The organism is Umezawaea sp., assembly GCF_057122925.1.
Genome location: NZ_DBNGPQ010000101.1, coordinates 24,230 through 49,599 on the forward strand (window position 1 = coordinate 24,230; position 25,370 = coordinate 49,599).

The window sequence follows — 25,370 nt, forward strand, 5'->3', positions numbered from 1 at the left end:
GGTTCAGGCGCCCCACCCGGCCTGGTCGCCGCCAACGCGGTCCGCGCTGATCCGATCGCCGTAACCGGACCGGCGGTAGGCCCGGACGGGATCGGGGTCGAGCCCCATGTCGGTCCGCAGCTCGGCGAGCAGCGGACGGACGTCGGTGTTGTAGGCGTCCATCAGCACGTCGTTCGACTCCAGCACGTCACCGGAGTCCTGAGCCGCGTCGAGCGCGTCCGCGTCGACCAGCAGCGCCTTCGCCGTGGCCTCCTGGACGTTGAGCACCGAGCGGATGATCGCCGGGATCTTCGCCTCGATGTTGTGGCACTGGTCGAGCATGAAGGCGATGCCCGCCTCCGGCCCCAGCGCGTCGGCGCGGACGATCTCGTGCATGATCCGGAACAGCTGGAACGGATCGGCCGCACCCACCATCAGGTCGTCGTCGGCGTAGAAGCGGGAGTTGAAGTCGAACGCCCCCAACCTCTTCTGCCGCAGCAGGAACGCCACGATGAACTCGATGTTCGTGCCCGGCGCGTGGTGACCGGTGTCGATCACCACCTGCGCCTTGGGCCCGAGTTCGACGCAGTGCGCGAACGCGGTGCCCCAGTCGGGGATGTCGGTGGCGTAGAACGCGGGCTCGAAGAGCTTGTACTCCACCAGCATCCGCTGGTCGTCGCCCAGCCGGTCGTAGACCTCCCGCAGCGCCTCGGCCAGCCTGTCCTGCCGCCGCGCCAGGTTGTCCTGGCCGGGGTAGTTCAGCCCGTCGGAGAACCACAGCTTGAGGTCGCGCGACCCCGTCTGATCCATGATGGACACGCAGTCCAGCAGGTGGTCGGTCGCCTTGCGCCGGATCCGGGGATCCGGGTTGGTGACGCTGCCGAGCTTGTAGTCGTCGTCCTGGAACACGTTGGAGTTGATGGCGCCCAGCGCCACGCCGCGCTCGGCGGCGTGGTCGGCCAGCGCCCGGTAGTCGTCGACGGTGTCCCACGGGATGTGCAGCGCCACCGTCGGCGCGACGCCGGTGAAGGCGTGCACCTGCGCGGCGTCGTCGATCTTCTCGAACGGCGTGCGCGGCACTCCCGGCTGGGTGAACACCTTGAACCGGGTGCCGGAGTTGCCGTACGCCCACGACGGCGTCTCGATCCGCTGTGCGCGCAGGGCGTCCTTCACCCGGTCCGCGGTCTCCGTCATCGTGCCCCCAGGGCTAGAAGTTGAACTGGTCGATGTTGCTCGCGGTGAACTCGGTCGGCGGACCGAGCACCAGTTCGCCCTTGGCGCCGATCGTGTAGTCGCCGAGGTCGCCCGCCTTGAACTCCTCGCCCTCCGCGCCGGTGATCTGGCCGGACGCGAGCGCGCCCGCGGCGTAGACGGCCAGGTAGCCGAGCTTGCTCGGGTCCCACAGCGCGAACGACTTGACCGTGCCGTCCTTGACGAAGTCGCGCATCTGGTTGGGCGTGCCCAGGCCGGTGAGCGCGACCTTGCCCTTGTACTCCGAGGAGCTGAGGTAGCGGGCCGCCGCGGCCACGCCCACGGTGGTCGGCGAGATGATGCCCTTGAGGTTCGGGTGCGCCTGGAGCAGGCCCTGCGTCTTCTGGAACGACGTCTGGTCGTCGTCGTTGCCGTAGGCCGTCTCCACGAGCTTCAGACCGGCGTTGGCGGGCTTGGCCAGCTCGGTCTTCATGATCTCGATCCAGGCGTTCTGGTTGGTGGCGTTGGGGGTCGCCGACAGGATCGCGATCTCGCCCTGGCCGCCGGTCGCCTCCGCGACCATCTTCACCTGCACGGCGGCGATCTCCTGCGCCGTGGCCTGGTTGACGAACACGTCGCGGGCGTCGGCAGCGGCGTCGGAGTCGAACGTGACGACCTTGACGCCCTGCGACCGCGCGGTCTTCAGCGCCGGGGCGACGGCGTTGGCGTCGTTGGCCGACAGCACGAGCGCGTTCTGCTTCTGCTGCGCGGCGGTGTTGATGTAGGTGACCTGGGAGGACGCGCTGGCCTCGGACGGGCCGGTCGCCTTCAGCTCGGCCTTGATCGCCGACGCGGCCTCGTCCGACCCCTTCTGCGCCACGGTGAAGTACGGGTTGTTGACCGCCTTGGGCAGGAAGGTGATCCTCAAGCCCTCCTTGATCGTCGCGTTCGGGTCGGCGGCGGCCGTGCCGCCCGCCGCGGGGGCGTCGGACTGGACGCTGTTCTTGCTGGTGCCGCTGCACCCGGCCAGCGCGACCGCGCCGGACAGCAGCAGCACCAGCGTGGTGACCGCGGGGCGTGGGGTCATGGTGATCGCCTTCCTGTGCTTGACGTGCGAACGCGGGCCGTCAGCGCCGGCGCGAGCACGCTCACCAGGAGCAGCAGGCCGGTGACGACGGTGAGGATCTCGGTGGAGACGTCGTCGAGGATGAGGACGTTGCGCAGACCGCCGAGCAGGAGCACTCCGGCGAGCACACCGCCCAGCGTTCCGCGTCCGCCGAAGATGGAGACGCCGCCGAGGAGGACGGCGGCGACGACCGCGAGTTCCAGGCCGACTCCGTTGTCGGCGCGGGCACTGGAGAAGCGGAACGTGTAGACGATCCCGGCCAGCGCGGACATCGCGCCGGTCAGGACGAACAGCGTGAGCTTGACCCGCTTGACCCGGATGCCGGAGAAGCGGGCGCCCTCCTCGTTCGAGCCGATCGCGTAGACCGACCGGCCGAACGAGCTGGTGTGCAGGGTGATCGCGAACGCGACGGCGAGCACCGCGCACAGCAGGATCGGCCACGGCACCCAGGTGCCGGGAACGGGTGCGGTGCCGAACTCGGTGAAGCTGGCGGGGAAGTCGGCCACGGCCCGGTCGCCGAGCACGACCAGCGCCAGACCCCGGTACAGGGCGAGGGTGCCGATCGTGACGGCCAGGGACGGCAGGCCGAGGCGGGTCACCAGCAGGCCGTTGACCGCTCCGCACACCGCGCCGAGCACGACCACCGTCGGCAGGATCGCCTCCAGCGTCCAGCCCGCGTCCCACAGCTCGCCGATGACCGCGCTGGACAGGCCCAGCACGGACGCGACGGACAGGTCTATCTCGCCGGACACCACGACGAGCGTGAGCGGAAGCGCGATCAGCGCGACCTCGCCGATGTCCAGGCCGAGGTAGAACAGGTTGCCGCCGTCCAGGAACGCACCGCCGGTGCGGATCTGGCCGACGACCGCCACGAGGACCAGGAGAGCGACCAGCGCGGTCTCCCAGCGGGCGAACCGCTCAAGCATCGTGGTCACTCCTTCCGCGCAGCTCCCTGGCGAGCCTCAGCGCCAGGAGCCGGTCGACGGTGATGGCGCCGATGAGCAGTGCGCCGCTGATGGCCTGCTGCCAGAACGCCGGGACGCGCAGCACGACCAGGCAGCTCGCGATCGTGCCGAGCAGCAGCGCGCCCAGCGCCGCGCCGACGACCGTGCCGGAGCCGCCGAAGATCGCCACGCCGCCGACGACGACCGCCGCGACGACCTGGAGTTCCAGGCCGGTGCCCGCCGCCGCGTCGACCGTGCCGTACCGGGCGACCCACAGCGCGCCCGCCAGGCCCGCGACCGTGCCCGACAGCAGGAACGCGGTGAACACCCGCCGTGGCACGGGAATCCCGGCCAGGACGGCGGCCTCGGGGTTGGAGCCGATCGCGTAGAGGTCGCGGCCGGAGCGGTAGGACCGCAGGTACAGCGCGGCGGCGGCAACCACGGCGAGCGTGATCAGCACGAGCACCGGGACGCCGAACAGCCTGCCGTTGCCCAGGTCCAGCAGGTCGTCGGGCAGGTTGGAGGCGTTGATCTGCGTGCCCTGCGCCAGCGCGAAGTCCACGCCGCGGAACACGTGGAGCGTGCCGAGGGTGACCACGAGGCTGGGCACGCGGCCGACCGCGACCAGCAGGCCGTTGACGACCCCGCAGACCAGGCCGACACCCACGCCCACGAGCAGGCCCAGGACGATCGGGACGTCGGGGTGGTCCGCGAACACCCTCGCCGTCAGGAACGCCGAGAGCCCCAGCGTGGAGCCGACGGACAGGTCGACGTTGCGGGTCACCACCACGAGCGTCTGGCCCGCCGCCAGCACGGCCACCACGGAGGCGTTGAGCAGCAGGTCGCGGATGCCCTGCGCCTCCACGAACCTCGGGTTGACCAAGGCGGTCGGGATGATCACCAGCGCGAGCGCCACGACGATGCCCAGCTCGCGGGCGCGGCCCACCAGCGCGGCGACGCGGCGGGCGCGCGAGGGCGCGACGGCGGTCACGAGGCCACCCCCGGCCTGCCCGCCGCGGCCAGCGCCACCCGTTCCTCGGTCGCGTCGGCACGGGCGATGTCGTCCACGAGTCCGCCCTCGTGCATGACCAGCACCCGGTCGGCCATGCCCAGCACCTCGGGCATCTCCGAGGAGATCATCAGCACCGCCACGCCCTCCCCGGCCAGCTCGGACAGCAGCCGGTGCACCTCGGCCTTGGTGCCGACGTCGATGCCGCGCGTGGGCTCGTCGACGATCAGCACGGAGGGCTTGCGCGACAACCACTTCGCGAGCACGACCTTCTGCTGGTTGCCGCCGGACAGCGTGGCGGCGGGCGCGCCGAGGCGCGCGGTCTTGATGCGCAGCTTGAGCGACCAGTCCTGCGCGAGCCGCCGTTCGGCGCCGCGCGGGAGCAGCCCGAACCGGGACAGGCGGCCGAGCGAGGCCAGTGCGACGTTGCGCTCCACCGAGGCGTCCACGACCAGGCCCTGCTGGCGGCGGTCCTCCGGGACCAGGCCGATGCCCGCGGCCATCGCGGCGGTCGGCGAGCCGAGCCTCAGCGGCCTTCCGCCGACCCGCACCTCTCCCGCATCGACGGGGTCGATGCCGAAGATCGCGCGGGCGACCTCGCTGCGGCCCGCGCCGACCAGGCCGGACAGCCCGACGATCTCGCCCGCGCGGACCTGGAACGAGACGTCGGTGAACACGCCTTCCCTGGTGAGCCTGCGGACGTCGAGCAGCACCTCGCCGGGGGTGGTGTCCTGCTTGGGGAACAGCGCGGACAGCTCGCGGCCGACCATGCGGCGCACCAGCCCGTCCGGCGTCTCGCCGTCCAGGGGTCCGTCCCACACGTGCTCGCCGTCGCGCAGCACGGTCGCCCGCCGGCACAGCGCGAACACCTCGTCGAGCCGGTGCGACACGAACAGCACGGCGGTGCCCTGGGCGCGCAGCACCTCGACGACCTCGAACAGCCGGTCGACCTCGCGGGCCGACAGGGCGGCGGTCGGCTCGTCCATCACGACCACCCGCGCGTCGAACGACAGCGCCTTGGCGATCTCGACGACCTGCTGGTCGGCGATGGACAGGCCGCGCGCGGGGCGGACCGGGTCGAGCGCGACGCCGAGCCGGTCGAACAGGGCCGCGGTGTGCGCGTGCATGGCCCTGGTGTCGATGCGGCGCCCCGCCCTGAGGGGCTGGCGTCCGGTGTAGACGTTCTCCGCGATCGACAGGTCGCCGAAGAGCATCGGCTCCTGGTAGATCACCGCGATCCCGGCGGCCCTGGCGTCGGCCGGTCCGGAGAACCGCGCCTCCTCGCCGTCGACCAGCACCCGTCCGCTGTCGGGGCGGTGCACGCCCGCGAGGGTCTTGATCAGGGTGGACTTGCCCGCGCCGTTCTCGCCCAGCAGCGCGTGCGCCTCGCCGGGCACCAGGGCGAGGGTGACGTCGGTCAGCGCCGCGACCGCGCCGAAGGTCTTCGAGACGCGGTCGAGCACGACGAGCGGCTGCTCCTGGGGCAGGTCCACACACGACTCCCGGTACGTGATGAAACGTTTCAATCATGAGGCGTAAGGGAGTGTGCTACGCGTCACATCCGCTGTCAATGGTGCGAACGGACCAGCCTAGGGGCGGCGTTCAACCCTCTGCGATCTCGACCGCGGCGACTCGTGGGGCTCCGGGTGGCGATCGACGGGGTCCCCCGGCTCCACCGCGCCGGGATCGCCGTGCTCGGCGACGAGCGAGGTGTAGATCGGGTTCGGATCGGGCTGCGTCACGGGGCAGACCTCCTGGTTCCGTGGTCGGATCGCCCCTGGTGGGGTCCTGTCGACCGGTGATCCCGCCCATCCTGCGCCGCGCCCCCGGCATCCGCAGGCCATCCGGCGGAAACAGGGGTGGGCGTCGCGGTGGAGATCAACCGGTTCACCGGTACGCTCCCCGGCTCGTCACCCGTTGAGCCGACCGCACCGCGTGACGCGGTCACGGGCTCGATCCGGGGCCCCGTCAAGGTCTTTCACGCCTGGACGAATAGGCGTTCCCGGCCTCCGGGCCGCTCGCGGGCCCCACGTGGCCTGGCCTTCCGCCTTCTCGCGCTGTTCGCGGACGGTATTCACCGAACTGATCGGGATCTCACTAGCTTCCCCCTGGTGACCACGAATCGAGCAGTGCGGCGACACGTCCCGGTCCCCGGAGGGGGCGGACCGAGGCGCTGGGGCCCGCCGCTCGGACTGGCACCGTGGACGGGGTGCGCCACGCGGTCCCGGCGTCGGACATGACGGTGGAACGGCGGTCGGACGGGTGCTCGGGCGGCTCCGCCAGGAGCGCGGGGAAGCCCGCCGCCCGCGAGGTGGCACCGTTCGCGTAGAGGTGGGCGGGTGGCCGGTGCCCGCCACCCGCTCCACCAGACCCACGACGACCGGCTCGGCCGCTCCCCCTACTCCTCCCCGGCCGGGCGGAGCACCCGGCGCACGGCGTCCCGCAGCCACCGGTGGGCCCCGTCGGCGGTGTGGCGCGGGTGCCAGGCCATGCCGATCGTCAGCGGTGGCAACGGCAGCGGGATGTCCAGCAGCCGCAGCCCCAGCGAGTGCGCCGCGTCGCTGAGCGGTGACGGGGGCTCGCCCGGCAGCGCGGTCGGCACCAGGCAGACGACGTCCTCGACCGCGGCCAGCGCCATCGCCCCGAGGTGCCCGGACAGGACGACACCGATCCGCCTGCGGAGCCCCACCCCGGCCAGGGCGGTGTCCAGCGGGCCGGTGAAGCGGCCCCGGCGGCTGACCGCCACGTGCTGGGCCGCGGCCAGCCCGGCGGGCGTCAGCGGGCCCTCGGCGAGCGGGTGCGCGGCCCGGACGCCCGCCGCCATCCGCAGCGTCACCAGTTCCTCGACCCTGGTCTCCGGGTCGACGTGGTCGATGATCCCGATCTCCAGGTCGACCAGGCCCTCGCGCAGCGCCGGGCCCGCCTCCCACTCCTCGGACAGCACCCGCAGCGAGACGCCCGGCGCCCGGCGGCGGGCGAGCCCGAGCAGCCCCGGTGCCAGCGCCGCGCCGACCACGTCCGAGGCCTGCACGGTGAAGGTGCGCCGCAGCGCGGCGGGGTCGACCCTCCCGCTCGGGGTGAGCAGCGCCGCCAGGTCGCGCACCACCGCCGCGGCCTCGCCCCGGAGCACCTGGGCGCGCGGCGTGGGCACCATCGTCTGCCCCGCCCGCACCAGCAGCGGGTCCTGGAGCAGCCTGCGCAGCCGGGCCAGGGTGCGGCTCATCGCCGCGGGCGAGGTGTGCAGCCGCGCGGCGGCCCTGGTGACGCTCTGCTCGGTCAGCAGGGCGTCGAGGGCGACGGCGAGGTTGGCGTCGAGCTTCGAGTCCGGGCTGCTCATCAGCGTTGTTCCATTTCAGGCAATGATCTGATGCTGAAGTTCCCATTGTGGCAAAAGCGGTGGTGTCCACACGATGACGAGGTCACACCGACCCGAAGCAGAACGCGAGGTTCCATGATCGTCATCACCGCACCCACCGGGAACATCGGCAGGCGGCTGCTGCCGCTGCTGCTGGAGGCCGCGCCCGCCCGAGGAGAGGAGCTGCGCGTCGTGGTGCGCGACCCCGCCCGGCTCCCCGAGGCCGTGCGCGGACGGGTCGAGGTGGTCACCGGCTCGCACGGCGACCCCGCGACCGTCGACCGCGCCTTCGCCGGGGCCGACGCCGTGTTCTGGCTGGTGCCGCCGAACGGCTCGCTCCCACCGGACGAGGCGTACAGCGGCTTCACCCGTCCCGCGGCGCAGGCGTTCGCCGCCCACGGCGTCAGCCACGTCGTCGGCGTCTCGGCCCTCGGCCGGGGCACCCCGCAGGCCGACAGCGCCGGGCTGGTCACCGCCACCCTCGCCGTGGACGACCTGATCGCGGGCTCCGGCGTCGCCTACCGCGCGCTGGCAGGCCCGTCCTTCTTCGAGAACCTGCTGGAGGAGGTCGACTCGATCCGCGAGGACGGCGTCTTCACCGACACCGTCGCCGCGGACCGCGCGGCCCCGCTGGTGGCCGTCGCCGACATCGCCGCGGTGGCGGCCGAGCTGCTGCTGGACCGCTCGTGGACCGGCGTCGACAGCGTGCCGGTGCTCGGCCCGCAGGACCTGTCGCCCGAGGACCTGGCCCGCGTCATGACCGAGGAGCTGCGCCGTCCGGTCCGCTACCGGCGCCAGGCGCTCGACGACCTGCGCTCCGCCCTGCTCGGCCACGGTCTCGACCCGGCGTTCGTCGAAGGGGTGGTCGGCATGAAGCGCGCCAAGGACCAGGGCCTGGACGCGGGTGTCGTCCGCGAGCCGGGGGCGCGGCCCGGCACCGGGTTCGCGCGGTGGTGCGCGGAGACCCTCAAGCCCGCCGTCCTCACCGCACCGGAGGCCGTCGGTGCCAGCTGAGCGGACCGAGTCGCCGGTCACCGCGTTCATCCTGGTCAAGACCACGCCCGAGTGGCTGGCGATGACCGTGGCCGAACGCGTCCACGCCTTCACCACGCAGGTCGTGCCGGTGGTCGAGGCCCGCACCCGCGGCGTCAGGTCCCGCTTCTACGACACGGAGTTCTACTCGGCGCGGGTCACCGACATCTGGGTCTGGGAGGCGGACGACCACGCCGCCTACCAGCTCCTGGTCGACGCGCTGCGCGAAACCCCCTTCTGGGACCGCTACTTCGACGTCGTGGACCTGTTCGTGGGCACCGAGAACGGCTACGCCCGCACCTACGGCGTGGACCCGGTGGCCACCCTCTCCACCTGAGGCTCCCCCGCCCGGCCGGTGCGCCCACCGCACCGGCCGGCGGAGCGGACCACCCGGCACCCCGGTGCGACATCGGCGTTCCCGACCAGTGGACGCGGCGCGGCACGTCACCGACCCCTCGACCGTCCGCCTGCCACAATCACGACGTTCGCCGGACGACGAAGGAGCCCGCGTGCCACGCACCTCGGAACCGCTGCGGAAGCTGGGCTTCCTCACCATCGGCCTGTTCGACGCGGCCGACCCGCGCAGGGGCCACGACTCGACGCTGGAGATCATCGAGCTGGGCGAGCGGCTGGGGTTCGACAGCGCCTGGGTGCGGCACCGCCACCTCCAGCACGGCATCTCCTCCCCCGTCGCCGTGCTCGCGGCGGCCACCCAGCGGACCTCGCGCATCGAACTGGGCACGGCCGTGATCCCGGTCGGCTGGGAGAACCCGCTGCGCTTGGCCGAGGACCTGGCCACGGTCGACGTCCTGTCCGGCGGCAGGCTCAACCCCGGCGTCAGCGTCGGGCCGCCGATGCACTACGAGCGGGTCAAGCGGGCGCTGTACCCGGACACCGCCGACGTCGAGGACTTCGGCTACGAGCGCGTCCGGCGGCTGCTGGACTTCGTGCGCGGCGAGGCCGCCACCGACTTCAGCGGGGTCGAGGGCTTCGAGGTGTTCTCCGACCGCGTGCAGCCGCACTCCGAGGGCCTGGGGCGGCGCATGTGGTACGGCGGCGCCAGCCTGCGCTCGGCCCGGTGGGCCGGGGAGAACGGGATGAACTTCCTCACCAGCAGCGTGGTGAAGGCCGAGGAGTCCGAGGACTTCGCCGAGATCCAGCGGTCGCACGTGCGGGAGTTCCGCTCCCACCACCCCGACGGCGACCGGGCCCGCGTCTCGCAGGGGCTCGTGGTGATCCCGACCGACAGCGCGTCGCCGGAGCAGCGCGCCAGGTACGAGGCCTACGCGGAGAAGCGGCTGCCGCGCACCGCCACCCCGCAGGGGCCCGCCCGCCTGCTGTTCGCGCCCGACCTGGTGGGCCCGGCGCGGGAGATCGCCGACCGCCTGCACGCGCACGCCGGGTTCCAGGAGGTCGACGAGGTCGCGTTCGCCCTGCCGTTCACCTTCGAGCACGAGGACTACGTGCAGATCCTCACCGACATCGCCGCGGAGCTGGGTCCGGCGCTCGGGTGGAAACCAGCTCCCTAGCGCACACTTCCCCCTGGACGGAACGTCTCGCACCGCCCGCGGCGGGTACCCGCCCCGTAGAACCCCTTCACCGCGGGAGGAACGCCATGGACGCGCGACAGCCGACCTTCCGGCACGCAGGCGCTCCGATCCCGTGGGAACTGCGGATAGCCGACCACGACACCGCGGGCGCCGTGCGCCGCTCCCTGCGCGAGCACTGCCGCTCCTCGGCGTTCGACGGCCTCCTCGTCGACGACGTGCTGCTGGTGGCGAGCGAACTGGTCGCCAACACCTACGCGCACAGCGACCGGCCGAGGGTGCTGCGGCTGTCGTCGTCGCTGGGCGACGTGCTCGTGGAGGTCGGCCGCGCGGAGCCCGCGCCCGCCCTGCGGTCCTCGCCGCTCTGCCCGAGCCGGGCGAGCACGCTGCTCGACCGGCTGTGCTCGGGCTGGGGCGTGCTCCCCGACCCGGACGGCGGCGAGTCCGCGTGGGCGCTGCTGCCCGGTCAGGTGGTCGGCGGGGCCAGCGCCTCGGCCGTGGTCGGGTAGAGCAGCAGCACGTGCTGGAGTTCCGTCGCGTGGATCGGCCGCAGGACGCGGCGGTCCGACGCCACGACGTGCAGGGCGAGGTGGTGGCGGCAGGCGAGTTCGTGGCACCGCACCAGCATGTTCAGCCCGGACGAGTCCAGGTAGGACACCGACGTCAGGTCCACCACGACCACGGTCGCGGAGGTGCACGCGGTCGCGGCCTCCAGCGCCGCGGCGACCCGGCGCTCCAGTTCCGGCACGGTGTCCAGGTCGAGCTCCCCGGACGCCGTGACCATCACGGCGCCCGCGAGGAACCCGCACCGGACGGTCAGCGACGTCGGTTCGCCCCAGCTCTCCTCCACGGCGACGGCGATCTACCTCACCCCTGAGGGCACGCGGAGCCCGGCACCGGCGCGGGGTCGCGGGACGAACGCCTCCAGCGCCTCGGGGACGCAGCCGTAGACCGCGACCAGGTCGGCGGCCCCGGTGACGGCCAGGACGCGGAGCACGGCGCGCTTGTCGGCGGCCACCACGAAGCGGACCCCGAGCCGCTCGGCGCGGTGGACCGCGCCGATGAGGGCGTTGGTCCCGCTGGAGCCGAAGAAACCCACCCGGTGCAGGTCGAGCACGAGCGTCGCGGGCCGTTCCCCCAGCAACTCGTACAGCACCCACCGCAGCACCCCCGAGGTGGCCATGTCGACCTCGGCCGCGACCGTGAGCACGGTCGCTCCGCGTCGCCGGGAGATCTGGGCGAACCCTGCCGACACCACGTCGTCCATCGTGGACCTCCACTGCGGAATGCCTGGAACCAACCGGAAACCTGGGCGTCTCCTCGTCGTCGAACAGATCGGTCCGTCGACCGTAGGCGCTGATTACTGACGTTGTCTGCCAGCCACCGTCGGTTTCACCGAATTGAGTGACCTGTTGACCGCCAGTCACCATGCTTCCGCATTCCTCCGGCCGACGTGAATCGCGTTATCGCGACGACCGGCGAATCCTCCTACGCTGGTCGCATGAGCAGTGAAACCACGTGGTTGAAGTCCGAATTCGGTTATCCGGTCGCGGTTCTCGGCACGGCTCTGGACGCCGCCGCGGCACCCCTGCGGCACCTGGACGACCCGGCCGCTCCGCGACCGGTCCCCGGCGAGCTGGTGAACCGCGTCCTGCGGGTCTTCGTGAGCACCACGAAGCCGGTGCAGGCCCAGCTCGCCGCGCTCGCCCGCACCGATCCCGGCGGCGTGGTGGCCGACGCGCTGCTGCACGTCCGCCGCGCCTTCGGCCACTTCTGCGCCGACAACGGCCTGCTGGAGGGGCGTGCCGAACTGCTGGCGGCCCGAGCCTCCCTGGAGGTGCCCGCGCCGCCGCCGGACCCGGTGCCCGAACACCCGCGACCGTGATCCCGGAAAGGCGACGCCCACCCACCCGGCGAGGCCCGTCGAACGCGAATTCGTTTTCACCGCCGCCCTCCGACGGGAATTCACCTCATGAGCGGAAAAGGGTTCGACGAGGTTTGGCCAGGCACACTCGATCGGGCAAGACCCCCACGGCGGAAAGCGAGCGCGGTCACTGCGCGTGCAGAAATTTCGTGTTTCGCTCCACGCACGGGTTGACCGGGCGGACAGGCGTTTTTCCCGCGGCGGATCGGGGGTAGCCGCTGCGCGGAAGCAGTCGCCGCACCGCCCGGCCGACCGGGCGGGCACGAGGACGGGGGAAGCCATGTCGACACCACGCGGGTGGAAGGGGTGGGCGACGCGGACCACCGTCGTGACGGTGGTGATCGGGGTCCTGGTCCCGGTCCACGTCCGCGCGACCGCCGAGGCGCGGTTGCCGGAGGGATCGGCGGACCACTACGCGGGCTCGCAGATCGCCAAGCACGAGGGGACCGACCGCTCCTCGACGGCCGTTCCACGGGTGTCCACCGACGGCGCGGTCCAGGGCATCGACGTGAGCAGCCACCAGGGTGAGGTCGACTGGGCCGCGCACTGGGACGAGGGCAACCGGTTCGCCTACGTCAAGGCGTCGGAGGGCACGGGCTACCTCAACCCGTGGTTCGACTCGCAGTACACCGGCGCCTACGCCGTCGGCATGATCCGCGGCGCGTACCACTTCGCGCTGCCGGACCGGTCGGACGGCGCGACCCAGGCGCACTACTTCATCGACAACGGCGGCGGCTGGTCGGCCGACGGCCAGACCCTGCCGGGTGTGCTGGACATCGAGTACAACCCGTACGGCGACACCTGCTACGGCATGGCGGGCAGCGCCATGGTCGACTGGATCCTGAGCTTCAGCGACACCTACGCGGCGCGCACCGGTCGGTGGCCCGTGATCTACACCTCGACGCACTGGTGGGCCCAGTGCACCGGCAACCTGGGCGACTTCAGCTCCACCAACCCGCTCTGGGTCGCCAGGTACTCGGACTCGGTGGGCGAACTGCCGTACGCGTGGGAGTTCTACACGATCTGGCAGTACACCTCGACGCCGCTGGACCAGAACGTCTTCAACGGTTCCTACGACCGGCTGGTGGCGCTGAGCACCGGGGTTCCGAAGGTCCGCGGGTGATCTCCGCGCTCGTCAGCCGTGCGCGGAGGGCGTCGAGCGCGTTCGCGGCACGAGCGAGCCCGAGGTGGTCGACGTAGTCGCGCGACTCGACGACGAACCCCCTCTCGGACCCGCAGGGCGATGACGCCCGGCACGGCCCGGTCCCCGTCGCCGCGGTGGGTGAACTCGCCGACGACCACCTCGGGGTCGGCGGTGCGGTGGACGCGCACGTCCTCGACGCGGAAGCCCGCCAGGCCCGCCGACGCCGCCGCGGCGAAGTGCCGCCGGAGCGCGTCGCGGGTGAGCAGCGGGGTGTCGCCGAGCGGGGCCATCGGGTGCCGCACGTCGGTGCCCTCGGCGTGGAACCCGGCCAGCACGTCGACCTGGTCGCGATCACCGTGGAGGTCCTCGGCGAGTCCGGCGGCGCGGGCTCGACCGAGGCGGTCGCGCGCCGGGCGGGTGTCGGGATCGGCACCGTCTCCGGCACTTCCCCACCTAGCGGGCACTGGTCGAGGCCGCGGTCGTCCGGCACCCCGCGCTGCTCGCCGGGACGGCGCGGGCGCGGGGCGAGGGCGGCGGGGCCGGGGCGGTGTTCCGGGAGACGTTCTCGGGCGCTCCGGCGAAGCTCGCGCTCGTCGCGCTGCTGGAGGACCCCGCGGGCCCGACGGGGCTCACCGACCGCGTGGAGGCCTCGGCCACCGCGGTGCGCGACGCCGTCGAGGGGTGTCCCGCGCCCAGCGGGACGGTGAGGTGCGCGCGGACGCGACGGTGGACGAGGTCTACCTGCCGATCAGGGCGCCGGTCGACGCCAGGGGCGACCGGACCGCCGTGGGCAGGGCGGCCGACATCGTGCTGGACGGCCCGTCCCCCCGGCGTTCCGAACAGGACCCACCGCCGCGGGAAGGGCGAAGCCGAACGGCTCGCCGCCGGTTCCCGGCGCGCCGGGAACCGGCGGAACCGGTTCTCGCGAGAACGCGCGTCACACCAGGTGCTCACCGTTCAGCTCGGACCGGCAGCCGTCGATGAACACGGGCGGTAGGGCCACCCGGACGACCGGTGCCAGTTCGCCGTCCTCGTCCCTGGTGATCCCGGTGACGTCCGTGATGAGCACGACGGGCAGCAGGTGGAAGTTGACGACGAAGGTGAACCCGTCGCCGACGGTGAACACGACCGGCTCCCCGCGGTGGCTCCACACCCGCACCGCGTCCGTCATGTCCGGAACGGTGACGTCCTCGCACTCCACGAGGAACGGAAGTTCGTAGACCCTGAGGTACGCCACCATGTCCGGACCGTACGACGCCGGGGAGCGGGCGGCACCCCCAATCCGCCACGCTCGCCCGGAAAGGTGCTCCCGAGGCCCCAAACCACCGTTTCGGGTCTCGGTCCAGGCCTGAACGTCGTAGAATCCACCGAATTCACGATCGGGTAATACCGTTACAGGTGAATGATCGTTGCGAACCGCACATCCTCCTCCCGCTTTCAGCAGAATGGACACACCGGACCGATGACCGGTGACGTCCTTTTCGGGGAGATGACTCGTGGTGCTCGGCAAACCGCACGTCCGGAACATCGTGTGCACGACCGCGGCCTGCGCGCTGTCGTTGGCCGCGATCACCACCATGCGGCTGGCGGGGGCCTCCGGCGACGCGGAACCGCGGTCGTTGCCCACCAACGAACTGATCACCGTTCGCACCCAGCCCTCGAAGGCCCCGGCGGCGTCGGCGACACCGGACGCGGTGCGGGTCCGCCCGTCCGGCGCGGACCTGCCCGACGGCCCTCCCGTGCCCACGCTCGGGTACGGGACCTGGCACGTGGTCCCCGGCGGCGGCGCGACCGGGAACGCGGCGGCGCACACCTTCACCGTGGAGGTCGAGGACGGGGTGCGCACGGCCGAGGGCGACGCGGCGTTCGGCACGGTGGTGCAGCAGGTGCTGGACGACCCGCGCGGGTGGACCGCGGGCGGTGCCACGGCGTTCCGCCGGATCGACGCGGGCGAACCCGACCTGCGGGTCAGGCTCACCGCCCAGCGGACGGCGCGCGAGCTGTGCGGGTTCGAGCTGCCGTTCGACACCTCGTGCCGGATCGGCGGGGTGGTCCACCTCAGCGCGGCTCGCTGGACGCGCGGCGCGACGGCGTTCGACGACCTCGCGGACTACCGCCGGTACATGGTCAACCACGAGGTCGGCCACTTCCTCGGCCACCCGCACGAGCCGTGCGACGCCCACGGCAGCCCCGCGCCGGTGATGATGCAGCAGACGTTCAGCACCGCCAACGACGAGCTCACGCGCATCACCGGGGGGAACGCGGAGCAGGCCGACGGGAAGGTGTGCACCGCCAACCCCTGGCCCCACCCGTGATGCCTGGAGGGGAATCCACCGGGAGCGTCGCGCTCCGATTCCGAAAGGTCCCGGACAGGCGCGACGGCTGCTCCCGTTGAGATCGTTTTCCTCTCACAGAGGACGATCCACAGGAGAAGCCGTCGCGTGATCTGCGGCCAGCTCACCCACCCGTCGACCTGGTCACGAAGGTCCTGCCCCGCGATCCCCGACGCGCCGGGGACCCTGGCCGGGCAGCATCACCGGCCTCGGGGCGGTCCGCGCACGGGGCCTGGTCGAACTCCCGGCCCCGGCTCGCACGATCGTGCGGCAGGATCGGTTCCGACACTGCTGGTAGACGAATCCGCGCACAACGCTCCGGGGAATCGTCGAGTTCAGTCGTCGAGGTTTCCCGACATCGCGCAGAAATCGGGAGAGGAACTGACCGTCTCGTGGTAGCCGGGGGCCGCGACCGGCACCGCCGCGCCGTTCAGGACGTTCTTGATCGACACCTGCACCCCGAGGGCGTTGATCTCGTTGTCGCAGATCGCGCCGACGACGTTGACGTTCTCGGCCACACTCGTGCCGTTCACGTTGACCAGGCCCACCTGCCGGCGTTGGCCCTGGTCAACGCTCCCGTCCTGGCCGACGGTGCCGTCGGCGCGACACGCGTCACCGCAGTCGCCCTCCGAGGCGGAGGCCATTCCGCCCAGCATGACCACACCAGCGGCCGTGGCGACGACAACGGTCCCGATCTTCTTGAGCAACGGAGGATCCTCACGATAGTATTCCACGCGACGTGGACGGAACAACGCGACGACAACAGCGGTTCCGAACACCACGCCTTTCGACGGTCGCGACGGAAATTACCGTTCCCCGCGATCGGCGACCAAATCGATTACACGATCGTGTAACGCTCCGCGGAAATTGTTCGACCTTGCCGAAGCGCACCGCCGGTCACTGGGCGCCCTCCGCGTCCAGTTCGACCTCGGTCCGCAGACCGCCGACCTCCTCCGGCCTCCTGCTCCGCGGTATGCCGACGGTCCCCCGGAACGACGGCAGCACGTCGAGCAGGCCGGAGAACTCCCGCGTCCACTCCTCCAGCACCCGCTGCCGTTCGGCGAACCGGGCCAGCAGTCGTGCGCACCCGCTCGCGGCGGCCCGCAGGACGTCGCCCGCCGCGTCGGTCGAGGACGCCAGCCGCTGCCTGCCGTCCCGTTCCTCGTCCTCCAGCGCCCCCGCCCTCGACGCGACGGCCCGCTGCTCCCGCGCGACGAGCAGGCGGGCCTCCCGACGGGCGTCCTCGACCACGGCGAGCGCGTCCTGCCGCGCCCGCCCGACCACGTCGCGGGTGTGCGCGTCCTCCGCCGAGCGGACCTCCTCCCCCGCGTGCAGCCGGTCGAACTCGGCGAGCGCCGCTCGCGCCTCCGCCAGCTGGCCGTCCAGGACGCACGCCAGGTCGGCGTAGGCCTCGGCCTCCTCGACCGCGGCCTCCCTCCGCGCCGCGGCGTCGGCGAGAGCCTCGTCGACGGCGAGCCGGTCGTAGCCCCGGAACCGGAGGGGCAGCGTGGGCTGCGACGCCGCGAACACCTCCCGCAGCGCCACGGGCCACTCGGCGCGGCTCACGAGCCCGCCCCGGCCGTGGAGGCCGCGCGCAGGTGGGCGAGCGCGCCCGCCAGGTCGGCCACGTCGCGCACCGTCGCGTCGACGAGCCGCGCGGCCTGCCGCGCCGCGTCCTCCAACCGGCGCACGCCCTCCCGGTGGGCCTCGGCCAGTTCGGCCCGGCGCGCGGCGAGCGTCCGCTCACCGCGTTCGGCGGTGGCGCGTGCTCTGGCTCGCCCGTCCTCCTCGATGGACCGCGCTTCGCGCGTCGCCACGTACACCAGGTGGCGCACGTAGCACGCCAGGGGTTCGCGCGTCGGGTTCTCGGCGTGCAGCCACTCGTACTCGTGCAGCGTCGCGTGGACGCGCCCCAGCTCGGCCGCCGCGGCCCTGATCCGCAGCACCGCCTCCTCGTGCTTCGCCCGAGCGGCAAGGGTTTCGGCCTCGATCGCGGCGAGTTCACCGTGGACCGAACGGGGGTCGTACCCGCGGAGGCGGACGGGGAAGCGGGGTGGTGGAGGTGCCGTCGACTCCTCCAGAAGACCGCGCTGGGCGTTGGTGCGCATGGGCTTCCTCCCTGACGACGAGCTTCCGGCCCGGTGGTCCGCCAGCCGGGTCGAGCGTCGCCGAGGAATAGCCTGCGTTCGACGGTCGCAATCCTGCCCGAGCACCGTGCCACCCGTTCGTGTGGCCGCGTTGCGGTTGACTTTCACGGGCTGTCAACGTTTCCGCCGTTTCCGTTCGGCGACGTCACCCACTGCGGTCGACCGCGCGCGGTCGGGTTTCCGCCACGTCGAGCACGGGGTAGTCCGGTTTTCCCGGAGCACCACGGAGACCGCGATGAGCGTTTCACCGTCCGTCAGCACACGAGGTGTGGTCATCGTCGCGGTGGCCATGGCGGTCACGGCCGTGGCCGCCACCAGCACCAGCGTCGTCCACAGCAGAGGAACGGCCCTGGTGGTCCAGGGGATCGAGGACGGCGCGGTCGTGCGCTCCCCCGACGTGGGCAGGCTCGCCATCAGCTCGGAGGACGCCGACGCGCTCGACTCGGTGGAGGTGACGATCGACGGCGCGGCCGTGCCGACCCGCCGCGACGGCGACCGGCTGACCCCGGAGGCGGTGGACCTGGGCGAGGGGGAGCACCGGCTGGTCGTGCACGTGGCCAACGCCCTGCCGTTCCTGCCGGGCACGAGCACCGAGCGGGTGTTCACCGTCGACGACACGGCCCCGACGGTGTCTGCCGACGCTGTCGACGCGGTGTCGCTGCGCGGGCCGGTCACCGTCGCGGGAACCGCGGAGGGGGCCGAGTCGGTGCTGGTCGACGAGCAGCGCGTGCCCGTCGAGGCCGACGGGTCCTTCAGCGCCTCCCTCACCGCCGTGCCCGAGCAGGTCCGCATCGAGGCCGTGGACAGGGCGGGCAACGCCGGGCACCACGACCTGCGGGTCACCGCCCGGCACCCCGGTATGAGGGCCGTGCACATGAGCGCGAGCGCGTGGGCGTCGCAGGCGCTGCGCGACCCCGTCCTGGAACTGGTGCGGGAGAAGAGGATCGACACCGTGCAGCTCGACGTCAAGGACGAGAGCGGCGAGATCGGCTACGACTCGCAGGTGCCGCTGGCGAAGCGGATCGGGGCGGGCACGAGCACCTACGACGCGGGGGCCGTGATCGCCCAGCTGCACGACATGGGCGTGCGGGTCGTCGGCAGGCTGGTGGCGTTCCGCGACCCCGTCCTGGCCAGGGCGGCGTGGGAGAGCGGCGCCAAGGACCAGGTCGTGCAGGACGAGAACGGCACGCCGTGGTCCGGGGGCTACGGCGGCTACGCGTTCACCAACTTCGCGCACCCCGAGGTGCGGGCCTACAACATCGACCTCGCCGTCGAGGCGGCCTCGCTCGGGTTCGACGACGTCCTCTACGACTACGTCCGCCGCCCCGACGGCCCGCTCGCCCGGATGCGGTTCCCCGGCCTGACCACGACGCCCGAACTGTCCATCGCGGACTTCCTCGGCGAGTCCCGCGCGGCGGTGCGGCCGAAGGGGGCGTTCGTCGGCGCGTCGGTGTTCGGGATCGCCGCGCGCAGCGGGTCCGACGTCGCCCAGGACATCCCCGCTCTGGCCGCGCGGGTCGACTACGTCGCGCCCATGGTCTACCCGTCGCACTGGGGTGCGGGCGAGTACGGCGTCGCCGACCCCGACGGGCAGCCCCACGACATCGTCCGGAACTCGGTCGCCGACTTCGTGGCGGTGACCCGTGGCTCCGGGACGGTGGTCGTACCCTGGCTCCAGGCGTTCTCCCTCGGCAAGCAGTACGGGCCGGCGGAGGTGCGCGCGCAGGTCGAGGGTGCGGCGGAGGCGGGCGCGACCTCGTTCCTGCTGTGGAACGCGGCCTGCGCCTACGACCCCGAGGGGCTGCCGCCGGGCTGACCGGGGCTTCAGGCCGTGTAGCGGTTCACCGAGTCCGGGTGGATGACGAGGCGGACCTGGTCCAGGGCCAGCAGTCCGGCCAGGTCGTCGGCGCGGTGGGGTTCGTCGAGGTCCCAGTAGCGGGCGGCCAGGCGCGAGCACAGCTCGTGCGCCCCACCCGGTTCCACGGTGGTGCGGCCCGCGACCGACACCCAGCGCTCGCGTTCACCCACCGGGGCGGCGACGACGATCGAGGCGCGGGGGTCGCGGCGCAGGCGGCGCACCTTGAGCGAGTCCGGGTCGGTGAACAGCTGGATGGTGCCCTCGGCGGTGGCCTCGAACCACACCGGCCGGGGTTGCGGCGGGAGCGGTCCCGCGGCCACGGTCAGGAACCCGTGCAGGGGGCGGCGGAGGAAGTCCAGGTCCTCGGCCGTCAGTGAACCGGTGTCGGTGCTCATCGCAGTCCTTCCTTCGGGTCGTGCCGGGGGTGGTCAGCGCCGCCAGGCTCCCGCCGCGGCGGCCCGCACGACGTAGTCCTCGAACGTGCGGGGCGCCCGGCCCAGCACGGTGGCGAGGTCGTCCGTGGTCGCGGCGATCAGCCCGCGTTCCATCAGCACGAACATCTCGGCGACGTGGTGCGCGTCCTCCTGCCCGACCCCCTGCGCGACCAGGGCCGCGGTGTACTCGTCCGGGGAGATCCGCCGGTAGGCGATGGGCAGCCCGGACGCGCGGGAGATCATCTCGACGGCCTCGCCGAACGTGATCCCGCGCGGTCCGGTCAGCTCGTAGACCGCCCCGGCGTGCCGACCGGGTTCGCCGATCACCGCGGCGGCGGCGTCGGCGACGTCCTCGACGTCGATGAACGGCTCGGGGACCGACCCGGACGGCAGCGCCAGCTCCCCGGCGACCAGCGGGGCGTGGAAGACGTCCTCGTCGAAGTTCTGGGCGAAGTTCGACGACCGCAGGACGGTCCACTCCAGCGCCGAGGCGCGCACGGCGTCCTCGGCCGACCGCATGTCCAGCCCGAACGGCGAGTCGCCCCAGGTGTCGGCGCCGCGCCCGGACAGCAGGACCAGCCGCCGCACCCCGGCGGCCTCGGCGCGCGCCACGAACTCGTGCACCGGACCCGGCACGCGCGGGGGCACCACGTAGGCGACGGCGGCACCGCGCAGGGCGTCGTCCCAGCCGCCGGGGTCGGACCAGTCGAACGGGGTCCGGCTCGACCGGGAGGCGGCGCGCACCGGCGTGCCGCGCAGTCGCAGCCGGGCGGCGAGACGGCGACCGGTCTTGCCCGTCGCGCCGAGAACCAGGGTGGTGTCGTTGCTCATGGGGTCGAGTCAACCCGTCCGGTTCGGACGAGCCCATGGGTGAGAAGCCGGATTGCCTGTCCATTCGTCTAAGGTCGGTGGGGTGGACGCCTTCAGTGACCTGATCCGCGGGGTGCGGGCCCACGGCTCGCTGTTCGGCAGCACCACCCTGGCCCCGCCCTGGGCGCTGCACTTCGTGGACGGTGCGCCGCTGACCCTCTGCACCGTCCTGACCGGGTCGGGCTGGATCGTGCCGGAGCACGGCCTGCCCGAGCCGCTGCGCGCCCGCGAGACGATCGTCGTGCGCGGCCCCTCGACGTTCCGCTTCGTCGACGAGGTCGGCACCCTGGCCGACCCGATCGAGTGCGGCGAGCACTGCGCGACGCCCGAGCAGGGCGGGACCCGGCACCGGCTCGGCTGGGCCGACGACTGCGGGGACGCCGGTGTCGTGCGCGGTGCGACGACCCTGATCGTCGGCGCCTACCCGGTGCGCGGCGAGATCAGCCGCCGACTGCTGGACGCGCTGCCCGTCGTGCTGCGCGTGGACGCCGGGGGCGCGGCCGACGCCGTGCTGGACCACCTCGCCGCCGAGGTCGCGGTCGACACGCCGGGCCAGCAGGTGGTGCTCGACCGGCTGCTGGACTGGATGCTGGTCTGCATCCTGCGCGACTGGTTCGACCGGCCCGGCGGCGCGCCACCGGCCTGGTGGGCCGCCCAGCGTGACCCGGTGGTCGGCCAGGCGCTGCGCCTGCTGCACGCCGAGCCGGCGGCCCCGTGGACGGTCGCGTCGCTGGCCGACCGCACCGGGGTGTCCCGCTCGACGCTGGCCAAGCGGTTCGCCGACCTGGTCGGCGAACCGCCGCTGACCTACCTCACCCGCTGGCGCATGACGCTGGCGGCGGACCTGCTGGTCGAACGGCAGGCCGCGACCGTCGCGGACGTCGCCCGCACCGTGGGCTACTCCGACCCGTTCGGGTTCAGCGCGGCGTTCAAGCGGGTCAGGGGCACCAATCCGAGCGAGTTCCGGCGAACCGCGTCGGCCGGGGCCGGACGACCCGCCTGACCTGGAATCCCCCGGCTGCGGAAGCCCTGGTGCGGCGATCACCGAAAAATCTTGAAGAAATTTTCCGCGCCCCGCCCCGAGACAAAACCGCAGCTCAGAAGCCCAGATCGGGACCTTCGGCCCGCGTGTCGAGCTTGACACGGCCCACAGGGCCGCTCATCGCGCCCGTTTTTGTCGGTGCTCACCGGCACCATCTCGAACAGGTGTTCGTTTTTGGTGTTGGCGAGCCGAGAGGAGCGTGCGATGCGGGTGAGGCTAGACCCCAGGCAGTGGCCCGGCCGTGTCATCCCCGAGACCGATTCCGAGATCGACACGGCTGTCGAAGCCGTGTGCCTGCGCGCGAGTTGGGTGGACGCGGACCGCCAGGCCGTCCGCGCGGTGCTGGTGCCGTGGTTCGCCGAGGAGTGGTCGGTCGACGCGGTGCTCGCGGCCGTCGACCACCGGCCGGACGGGTCGTGGCAGGGCAGGCCGCGCGGCCGTGACCAGGAGGCGCACGAGTTCCTGAGGGCCCGGCTGCGGGCGTGGTCCGGCAGCGGCGGTCAGCGGGCGAAGCCACCGGTGCCGGGCGTGCCGTTCGGCCGGTGGTGGCGGGTGCACCGGCGCAACGCGAAGCTGTACGAGCCGCGTGAGAGGGTCCCGCTGGGGCAGGCGGGCCAGGAGGCGCGCGAGGAGTCGCGGGCGCGGGCGCGGGCCCACCTGCAAGACCCGGTGGAGCGGGCGCGGGCGAAGGCCGAGCGCTGGCGCGAGGCGCTGGACTCGCTGCTCGTGCCGGGCAAGGCGGTGCCGACGTTCGAGGACTCGCGGCGACTGCTGGTCGACCGGGTCGTGCCGCGCACGGTGTGCGCGCACTGCGGGTCGGGGCAGGTGATGATCCGCCGCGCGGCATGAGGCGGTCGAAGGGGATGAGCAGCCGCACTTCGGCCGGTGATCAGCGGGCGTGACGTCCGCGGTGGGCCCTGTTCCGCACGAGGCCTGATGGCCGCTACCTCGGTGGACCCTGTTCCGCACGGGGCTGGATTGCCGCTACCTCGGTGGGTTCGTTCCGCAATCGCGGCGGATCCGTTGCGCGCCGCGGCCGGATGGACGCCACCCCGGCGGGTCTGTTCCGCCGTCGTCGGGTGGAACGCCACCTCGGCGGGTGTCTTCAGCGTGCCCGGAAACGGCTGCACCGCCGGGCTCCGACTGGGACCGCGCGGTGATCCGTGCTGCCCCGCGTTTCGTGCTGCCCTGCGTTTCGTTCTGGCCCCGCGTTTCGTGCTGGCCCGCACGGGATGCGCCGACCTGAGGTGCGGGGCGGTGGGAGAGTCTTCCACCCCGTCGGAGGGGCGGCACGTCGGGGTCATTGTGCACGCGTCCGCGTGCGGTGCCGGTCCGCCGCGCCGACGCGGTGGCGGAGGGGTCCCCGATTCGGCCGTCCGTGCGCCGCGCAACCCGGACCCTGGCCGCCCACGGGGTTGAGGTGTTGTCGTCGGTGGTACCCGACCTGCGGTTCCCGGTGACTGGAGGGTGCGGCGATGGCTCGGGCGATCTGGAGTGGAGCGATCAGCTTCGGGCTGGTCACGATCCCGGTGGCGCTCTACGGCGCGACCCGCGACCACACCGTGCACTTCAACCAGTTCGAGCGCGGCACGTCCGACCGCATCCGCAACCAGCGGATCAACGAGCGGACGGGCGAGGAGGTCGACTACGCCGACGTCGTGAAGGGCCACGACGTCGGCGGGGGTGAGTACGTCGTGGTCGAGCAGGAGGAGCTGGACGACATCGCGCCCGGCCGGTCCCGCACGATCGACATCGACGCGTTCGTGGACCTCGACGACATCGACCCCGTCTACTTCCAGAAGAGCTACTGGCTGGGGCCCGCGAAGTCCGAGTACGTCCGCCCGTACCGCCTGCTGGTGCGGGCGCTGGCGAAGACCGGGAAGGCGGGCATCGCCACGTTCGTCATGCGCGGCAAGCAGTACCTGACCGCGATCCGCGCGGACGGCGACCTGCTGGCGCTGGAGACCCTGTACTTCGCCGACGAGATCCGCGACCCCGCGGACGTGCTGGACGAACTCCCGACGGGCGACCGCGCCAAGCCCAAGGAGGTCGCCATGGCGACGGCCCTCATCGAGTCCATGAGCGGCCCGTGGCGGCCGGAGGAGTACCGCGACACCTACACCGCCAAGGTGGAGAAGCTGCTGCGCGCCAAGCGGGCGGGCAAGAAGACCGCGTCCGCCGCGGAACCGCCGGAGGCGACCGAGGTGGTCGACCTCATGGAGGCGCTGCGCCGCAGCGTGGAGGGCACCCGCGCGAAGCAGCCCTCCCTGTCCGACCTCAGCAAGGCCGAACTGGTCGAGCGCGCCAAGGCGCTGGGCATCAGCGGTCGCTCCAAGATGAAGCGCGCCGAGCTGGAGAAGGCCGTGCGCCGGGCGTCCTGAGTCGACACCACACCCCCGCACCACGGGGGTGCCGGGGTTCCCTCGACCGGTGCGGACCGCCGTCCGACGCCGAGAACGCTCCGCGCAGGAGGGGTCCGGTCGACGACGGTGCCGTGACCGACCGGGCCACGCCGCCAGCGCCGACCGCCACCGCACCGTCACGCCGAGGCACCCACGCCGCCACCCACCACCACCCCGCCACACCGAGGCACTCACGCCGACATCCACCACCGCACCGTCACGTCGAAGCACCCACGCCGACATCCACCACCGCACCGCCACACCGAAGCAGCCACACGAACACCCACCACCGCGCACCGTCACGCCAAAGCACTCACGCCGGCATCCACCACCACCCCGCGACGCCAAAGCACTCACACGAACACCCACCACCGCACCGCACACCGAAGCACTCACGCCGACATCCACCACCACCCCGCGACGCCGAAGCACCCACGCCGACATCCACCACCGCACCGACGAACGTCCGCGCGAGCCCCGCCCGCTGATCGTGCGCGGCACCTCCCCGGCACCGGCCGCGACCACGGCGGCTACCGTCCGGGTCTGCCCCGCAGGTGAGCGAAATGGAGCCGTGCCCGTGCCGACCCCCGCGAGTTCCGCTCTCCCCCGCGTCGACTACGCCGACGCCCACTCCGCGGACCTCCCCGAAGGCTCCTCCGCGGACCCGCGCGCGTGGGTGGACAGGCTGTTCGCCGCACCGCCGCCCGCGTTCCGGCTGCTGGTGGGCGCGCTGGGGTTCGGGGAGCGCGGGGTGCCGTTCCCGGAGCTGGCCCGCACCGACACCGAGGTGGTGCTGGGGGTGGACGGTCTGCACCTGGACTTCCGGGTCGGTGTGCACGTCTCCCCGGACGGTCGACGGCTCACGGTCGGGACGGCCGTCGGGTTCCACAACCCGTTCGGCAGGCTCTTCTTCCTGCCGGTCCGGCTGGTGCACGGGGCCGCGGTCCGGTCCCTGCTGCGCGGCGCGACCGGACATCGGCCGGAGAACGGCTGAGCCGCTCCCCGGCCGACGGTGCCCATGCCGGGAGGGGGG

General features: G+C 72.7%; 27 protein-coding genes. 12 read left to right on the forward strand and 15 right to left on the reverse strand.

Translation table 11 applies throughout. The annotated features are described in order from the left end of the window. Positions 1-3: 3 nt before the first annotated feature. The 6 genes from rhaI to AC156L_RS23590 form a co-directional block, all read right to left on the reverse strand. Positions 4-1,173 carry an L-rhamnose isomerase gene (rhaI, locus tag AC156L_RS23565; RefSeq protein WP_330880839.1) on the reverse strand — a complete coding sequence of 390 codons (1,170 nt, stop codon included), beginning with the start codon at positions 1,171-1,173 and terminating at the stop codon, positions 4-6. A 13-nt stretch (positions 1,174-1,186) separates the two neighbouring features. Next, entirely contained in the window at positions 1,187-2,257 is a 1,071-nt protein-coding gene (gene rhaS / locus AC156L_RS23570) for a rhamnose ABC transporter substrate-binding protein (RefSeq protein WP_330880837.1), read from the reverse strand. Beyond that, the gene (locus AC156L_RS23575) at positions 2,254-3,222 is read right to left on the reverse strand and encodes an ABC transporter permease (RefSeq protein WP_330880835.1); all 969 of its coding nucleotides are present in this window, start codon (positions 3,220-3,222) and stop codon (positions 2,254-2,256) included. Before AC156L_RS23575 ends, rhaS begins: the two co-directional genes overlap by 4 nt. Continuing rightward, positions 3,215-4,231: an ABC transporter permease gene (locus AC156L_RS23580; protein ID WP_330880833.1), complete on the reverse strand. Its 1,017-nt coding sequence runs from the start codon at positions 4,229-4,231 to the stop codon at positions 3,215-3,217. Before AC156L_RS23580 ends, AC156L_RS23575 begins: the two co-directional genes overlap by 8 nt. Continuing rightward, positions 4,228-5,742 carry a sugar ABC transporter ATP-binding protein gene (locus AC156L_RS23585; protein WP_330880831.1) on the reverse strand — a complete coding sequence of 505 codons (1,515 nt, stop codon included), beginning with the start codon at positions 5,740-5,742 and terminating at the stop codon, positions 4,228-4,230. The genes AC156L_RS23580 and AC156L_RS23585 overlap by 4 nt, the downstream gene beginning before the upstream one ends. Positions 5,743-6,647: 905 nt before the next feature. After that, the gene (locus tag AC156L_RS23590; RefSeq protein WP_330880829.1) at positions 6,648-7,586 is read right to left on the reverse strand and encodes a LysR family transcriptional regulator; all 939 of its coding nucleotides are present in this window, start codon (positions 7,584-7,586) and stop codon (positions 6,648-6,650) included. A gap of 114 nt (positions 7,587-7,700) precedes the next feature. On the opposite strand from AC156L_RS23590, the gene AC156L_RS23595 reads away from it, so the two are divergent. The 4 genes from AC156L_RS23595 to AC156L_RS23610 all read left to right on the forward strand — a co-directional run bounded on the left by AC156L_RS23595 (position 7,701) and on the right by AC156L_RS23610 (position 10,692). Further along, a complete protein-coding gene (locus AC156L_RS23595; protein WP_330880827.1) occupies positions 7,701-8,618 on the forward strand; it encodes an NAD(P)H-binding protein in 918 nt (305 codons plus the stop codon). After that, the gene (locus AC156L_RS23600) at positions 8,608-8,973 is read left to right on the forward strand and encodes a darcynin family protein (protein WP_330880825.1); all 366 of its coding nucleotides are present in this window, start codon (positions 8,608-8,610) and stop codon (positions 8,971-8,973) included. Before AC156L_RS23595 ends, AC156L_RS23600 begins: the two co-directional genes overlap by 11 nt. 172 nt (positions 8,974-9,145) lie before the next feature. Next, positions 9,146-10,165, forward strand: coding sequence for an LLM class flavin-dependent oxidoreductase (locus AC156L_RS23605; protein WP_330880823.1), 1,020 nt, complete (start codon positions 9,146-9,148; stop codon positions 10,163-10,165). Positions 10,166-10,251: 86 nt separating this feature from the next. Then, entirely contained in the window at positions 10,252-10,692 is a 441-nt protein-coding gene (locus tag AC156L_RS23610) for an ATP-binding protein (protein WP_330880821.1), read from the forward strand. Here AC156L_RS23610 and AC156L_RS23615 read toward each other — a convergent pair. Both AC156L_RS23615 and AC156L_RS23620 read right to left on the reverse strand, forming a co-directional pair. Next, positions 10,650-11,033, reverse strand: a complete 384-nt coding sequence (locus AC156L_RS23615; RefSeq protein WP_330880819.1) for an STAS domain-containing protein — start codon at positions 11,031-11,033, stop codon at positions 10,650-10,652. The genes AC156L_RS23610 and AC156L_RS23615 overlap by 43 nt on opposite strands. A 12-nt stretch (positions 11,034-11,045) precedes the next feature. Next, entirely contained in the window at positions 11,046-11,450 is a 405-nt protein-coding gene (locus AC156L_RS23620) for an STAS domain-containing protein (RefSeq protein ID WP_330880817.1), read from the reverse strand. 234 nt (positions 11,451-11,684) lie between these two features. On the opposite strand from AC156L_RS23620, the gene AC156L_RS23625 reads away from it, so the two are divergent. Both AC156L_RS23625 and AC156L_RS23630 read left to right on the forward strand, forming a co-directional pair. Next, on the forward strand, positions 11,685-12,068 hold the full coding sequence (locus tag AC156L_RS23625; RefSeq protein ID WP_330880815.1) for a hypothetical protein: 384 nt from the start codon (positions 11,685-11,687) through the stop codon (positions 12,066-12,068). Positions 12,069-12,387: 319 nt separating this feature from the next. Further along, positions 12,388-13,230 carry a lysozyme gene (locus AC156L_RS23630; RefSeq protein ID WP_330880813.1) on the forward strand — a complete coding sequence of 281 codons (843 nt, stop codon included), beginning with the start codon at positions 12,388-12,390 and terminating at the stop codon, positions 13,228-13,230. Here the strand turns inward: AC156L_RS23630 and AC156L_RS23635 are convergent. Together AC156L_RS23635 and AC156L_RS23640 are read right to left on the reverse strand one after the other, a co-directional pair. Continuing rightward, a complete protein-coding gene (locus tag AC156L_RS23635; RefSeq protein WP_330880811.1) occupies positions 13,179-13,715 on the reverse strand; it encodes a hypothetical protein in 537 nt (178 codons plus the stop codon). The genes AC156L_RS23630 and AC156L_RS23635 overlap by 52 nt on opposite strands. A gap of 473 nt (positions 13,716-14,188) precedes the next feature. After that, a complete protein-coding gene (locus AC156L_RS23640) occupies positions 14,189-14,491 on the reverse strand; it encodes a hypothetical protein (RefSeq protein WP_330880809.1) in 303 nt (100 codons plus the stop codon). A gap of 256 nt (positions 14,492-14,747) precedes the next feature. Here AC156L_RS23640 and AC156L_RS23645 point away from each other — a divergent pair, with 256 nt between their 5' ends. Further along, a complete protein-coding gene (locus AC156L_RS23645) occupies positions 14,748-15,566 on the forward strand; it encodes a DUF3152 domain-containing protein (protein ID WP_330880807.1) in 819 nt (272 codons plus the stop codon). 353 nt (positions 15,567-15,919) lie between these two features. Here AC156L_RS23645 and AC156L_RS23650 read toward each other — a convergent pair whose 3' ends face one another. The 3 genes from AC156L_RS23650 to AC156L_RS23660 all read right to left on the reverse strand — a co-directional run bounded on the left by AC156L_RS23650 (position 15,920) and on the right by AC156L_RS23660 (position 17,692). Then, the gene (locus AC156L_RS23650; protein ID WP_330880805.1) at positions 15,920-16,291 is read right to left on the reverse strand and encodes a hypothetical protein; all 372 of its coding nucleotides are present in this window, start codon (positions 16,289-16,291) and stop codon (positions 15,920-15,922) included. Between the two features lie 190 nt (positions 16,292-16,481). Further along, complete coding sequence (locus tag AC156L_RS23655; protein ID WP_330880803.1) at positions 16,482-17,150, reverse strand: hypothetical protein; 669 nt, start codon at positions 17,148-17,150, stop codon at positions 16,482-16,484. After that, positions 17,147-17,692, reverse strand: coding sequence for a hypothetical protein (locus AC156L_RS23660; RefSeq protein WP_330880801.1), 546 nt, complete (start codon positions 17,690-17,692; stop codon positions 17,147-17,149). The genes AC156L_RS23655 and AC156L_RS23660 overlap by 4 nt, the downstream gene beginning before the upstream one ends. Positions 17,693-17,966: 274 nt before the next feature. Here AC156L_RS23660 and AC156L_RS23665 point away from each other — a divergent pair, with 274 nt between their 5' ends. Then, positions 17,967-19,547 (forward strand): putative glycoside hydrolase, encoded by a 1,581-nt coding sequence (locus AC156L_RS23665; RefSeq protein WP_330880799.1) that lies wholly within the window; start codon positions 17,967-17,969, stop codon positions 19,545-19,547. 8 nt (positions 19,548-19,555) lie between these two features. Here AC156L_RS23665 and AC156L_RS23670 read toward each other — a convergent pair whose 3' ends face one another. Both AC156L_RS23670 and AC156L_RS23675 read right to left on the reverse strand, forming a co-directional pair. Next, positions 19,556-19,984 carry a pyridoxamine 5'-phosphate oxidase family protein gene (locus tag AC156L_RS23670; RefSeq protein WP_330880797.1) on the reverse strand — a complete coding sequence of 143 codons (429 nt, stop codon included), beginning with the start codon at positions 19,982-19,984 and terminating at the stop codon, positions 19,556-19,558. Between the two features lie 33 nt (positions 19,985-20,017). After that, positions 20,018-20,854: an NAD(P)H-binding protein gene (locus AC156L_RS23675; RefSeq protein WP_330880795.1), complete on the reverse strand. Its 837-nt coding sequence runs from the start codon at positions 20,852-20,854 to the stop codon at positions 20,018-20,020. A gap of 82 nt (positions 20,855-20,936) precedes the next feature. On the opposite strand from AC156L_RS23675, the gene AC156L_RS23680 reads away from it, so the two are divergent. The 4 genes from AC156L_RS23680 to AC156L_RS23695 all read left to right on the forward strand — a co-directional run bounded on the left by AC156L_RS23680 (position 20,937) and on the right by AC156L_RS23695 (position 25,331). Next, the gene (locus tag AC156L_RS23680) at positions 20,937-21,896 is read left to right on the forward strand and encodes an AraC family transcriptional regulator (protein ID WP_330880793.1); all 960 of its coding nucleotides are present in this window, start codon (positions 20,937-20,939) and stop codon (positions 21,894-21,896) included. 243 nt (positions 21,897-22,139) lie between these two features. Next, positions 22,140-22,784 (forward strand): hypothetical protein, encoded by a 645-nt coding sequence (locus AC156L_RS23685; protein ID WP_330880791.1) that lies wholly within the window; start codon positions 22,140-22,142, stop codon positions 22,782-22,784. Positions 22,785-23,410: 626 nt separating this feature from the next. Next, positions 23,411-24,316 carry a non-homologous end joining protein Ku gene (ku, locus tag AC156L_RS23690; RefSeq protein WP_330880789.1) on the forward strand — a complete coding sequence of 302 codons (906 nt, stop codon included), beginning with the start codon at positions 23,411-23,413 and terminating at the stop codon, positions 24,314-24,316. Between the two features lie 592 nt (positions 24,317-24,908). Continuing rightward, on the forward strand, positions 24,909-25,331 hold the full coding sequence (locus AC156L_RS23695; RefSeq protein ID WP_484407270.1) for a DUF2867 domain-containing protein: 423 nt from the start codon (positions 24,909-24,911) through the stop codon (positions 25,329-25,331). Positions 25,332-25,370 lie beyond the last annotated feature (39 nt).

Excerpts from the sequence above, each read along its gene's own strand:
- rhaI (WP_330880839.1), bottom strand. The coding sequence starts at position 1,173 with ATGACGGAGACCGCGGACCGGGTGAAGGACGCCCTGCGCGCACAGCGG.
- rhaS (WP_330880837.1), bottom strand. The coding sequence starts at position 2,257 with ATGACCCCACGCCCCGCGGTCACCACGCTGGTGCTGCTGCTGTCCGGC.
- AC156L_RS23575 (WP_330880835.1), bottom strand. The coding sequence starts at position 3,222 with ATGCTTGAGCGGTTCGCCCGCTGGGAGACCGCGCTGGTCGCTCTCCTG.
- AC156L_RS23590 (WP_330880829.1), bottom strand. The coding sequence starts at position 7,586 with ATGAGCAGCCCGGACTCGAAGCTCGACGCCAACCTCGCCGTCGCCCTC.
- AC156L_RS23595 (WP_330880827.1), top strand. The coding sequence starts at position 7,701 with ATGATCGTCATCACCGCACCCACCGGGAACATCGGCAGGCGGCTGCTG.
- AC156L_RS23610 (WP_330880821.1), top strand. The coding sequence starts at position 10,252 with ATGGACGCGCGACAGCCGACCTTCCGGCACGCAGGCGCTCCGATCCCG.
- AC156L_RS23620 (WP_330880817.1), bottom strand. The coding sequence starts at position 11,450 with ATGGACGACGTGGTGTCGGCAGGGTTCGCCCAGATCTCCCGGCGACGC.
- AC156L_RS23625 (WP_330880815.1), top strand. The coding sequence starts at position 11,685 with ATGAGCAGTGAAACCACGTGGTTGAAGTCCGAATTCGGTTATCCGGTC.
- AC156L_RS23630 (WP_330880813.1), top strand. The coding sequence starts at position 12,388 with ATGTCGACACCACGCGGGTGGAAGGGGTGGGCGACGCGGACCACCGTC.
- AC156L_RS23640 (WP_330880809.1), bottom strand. The coding sequence starts at position 14,491 with ATGGTGGCGTACCTCAGGGTCTACGAACTTCCGTTCCTCGTGGAGTGC.
- AC156L_RS23660 (WP_330880801.1), bottom strand. The coding sequence starts at position 17,692 with ATGCGCACCAACGCCCAGCGCGGTCTTCTGGAGGAGTCGACGGCACCT.
- AC156L_RS23665 (WP_330880799.1), top strand. The coding sequence starts at position 17,967 with ATGAGCGTTTCACCGTCCGTCAGCACACGAGGTGTGGTCATCGTCGCG.
- AC156L_RS23670 (WP_330880797.1), bottom strand. The coding sequence starts at position 19,984 with ATGAGCACCGACACCGGTTCACTGACGGCCGAGGACCTGGACTTCCTC.
- AC156L_RS23675 (WP_330880795.1), bottom strand. The coding sequence starts at position 20,854 with ATGAGCAACGACACCACCCTGGTTCTCGGCGCGACGGGCAAGACCGGT.
- AC156L_RS23685 (WP_330880791.1), top strand. The coding sequence starts at position 22,140 with ATGCGGGTGAGGCTAGACCCCAGGCAGTGGCCCGGCCGTGTCATCCCC.
- ku (WP_330880789.1), top strand. The coding sequence starts at position 23,411 with ATGGCTCGGGCGATCTGGAGTGGAGCGATCAGCTTCGGGCTGGTCACG.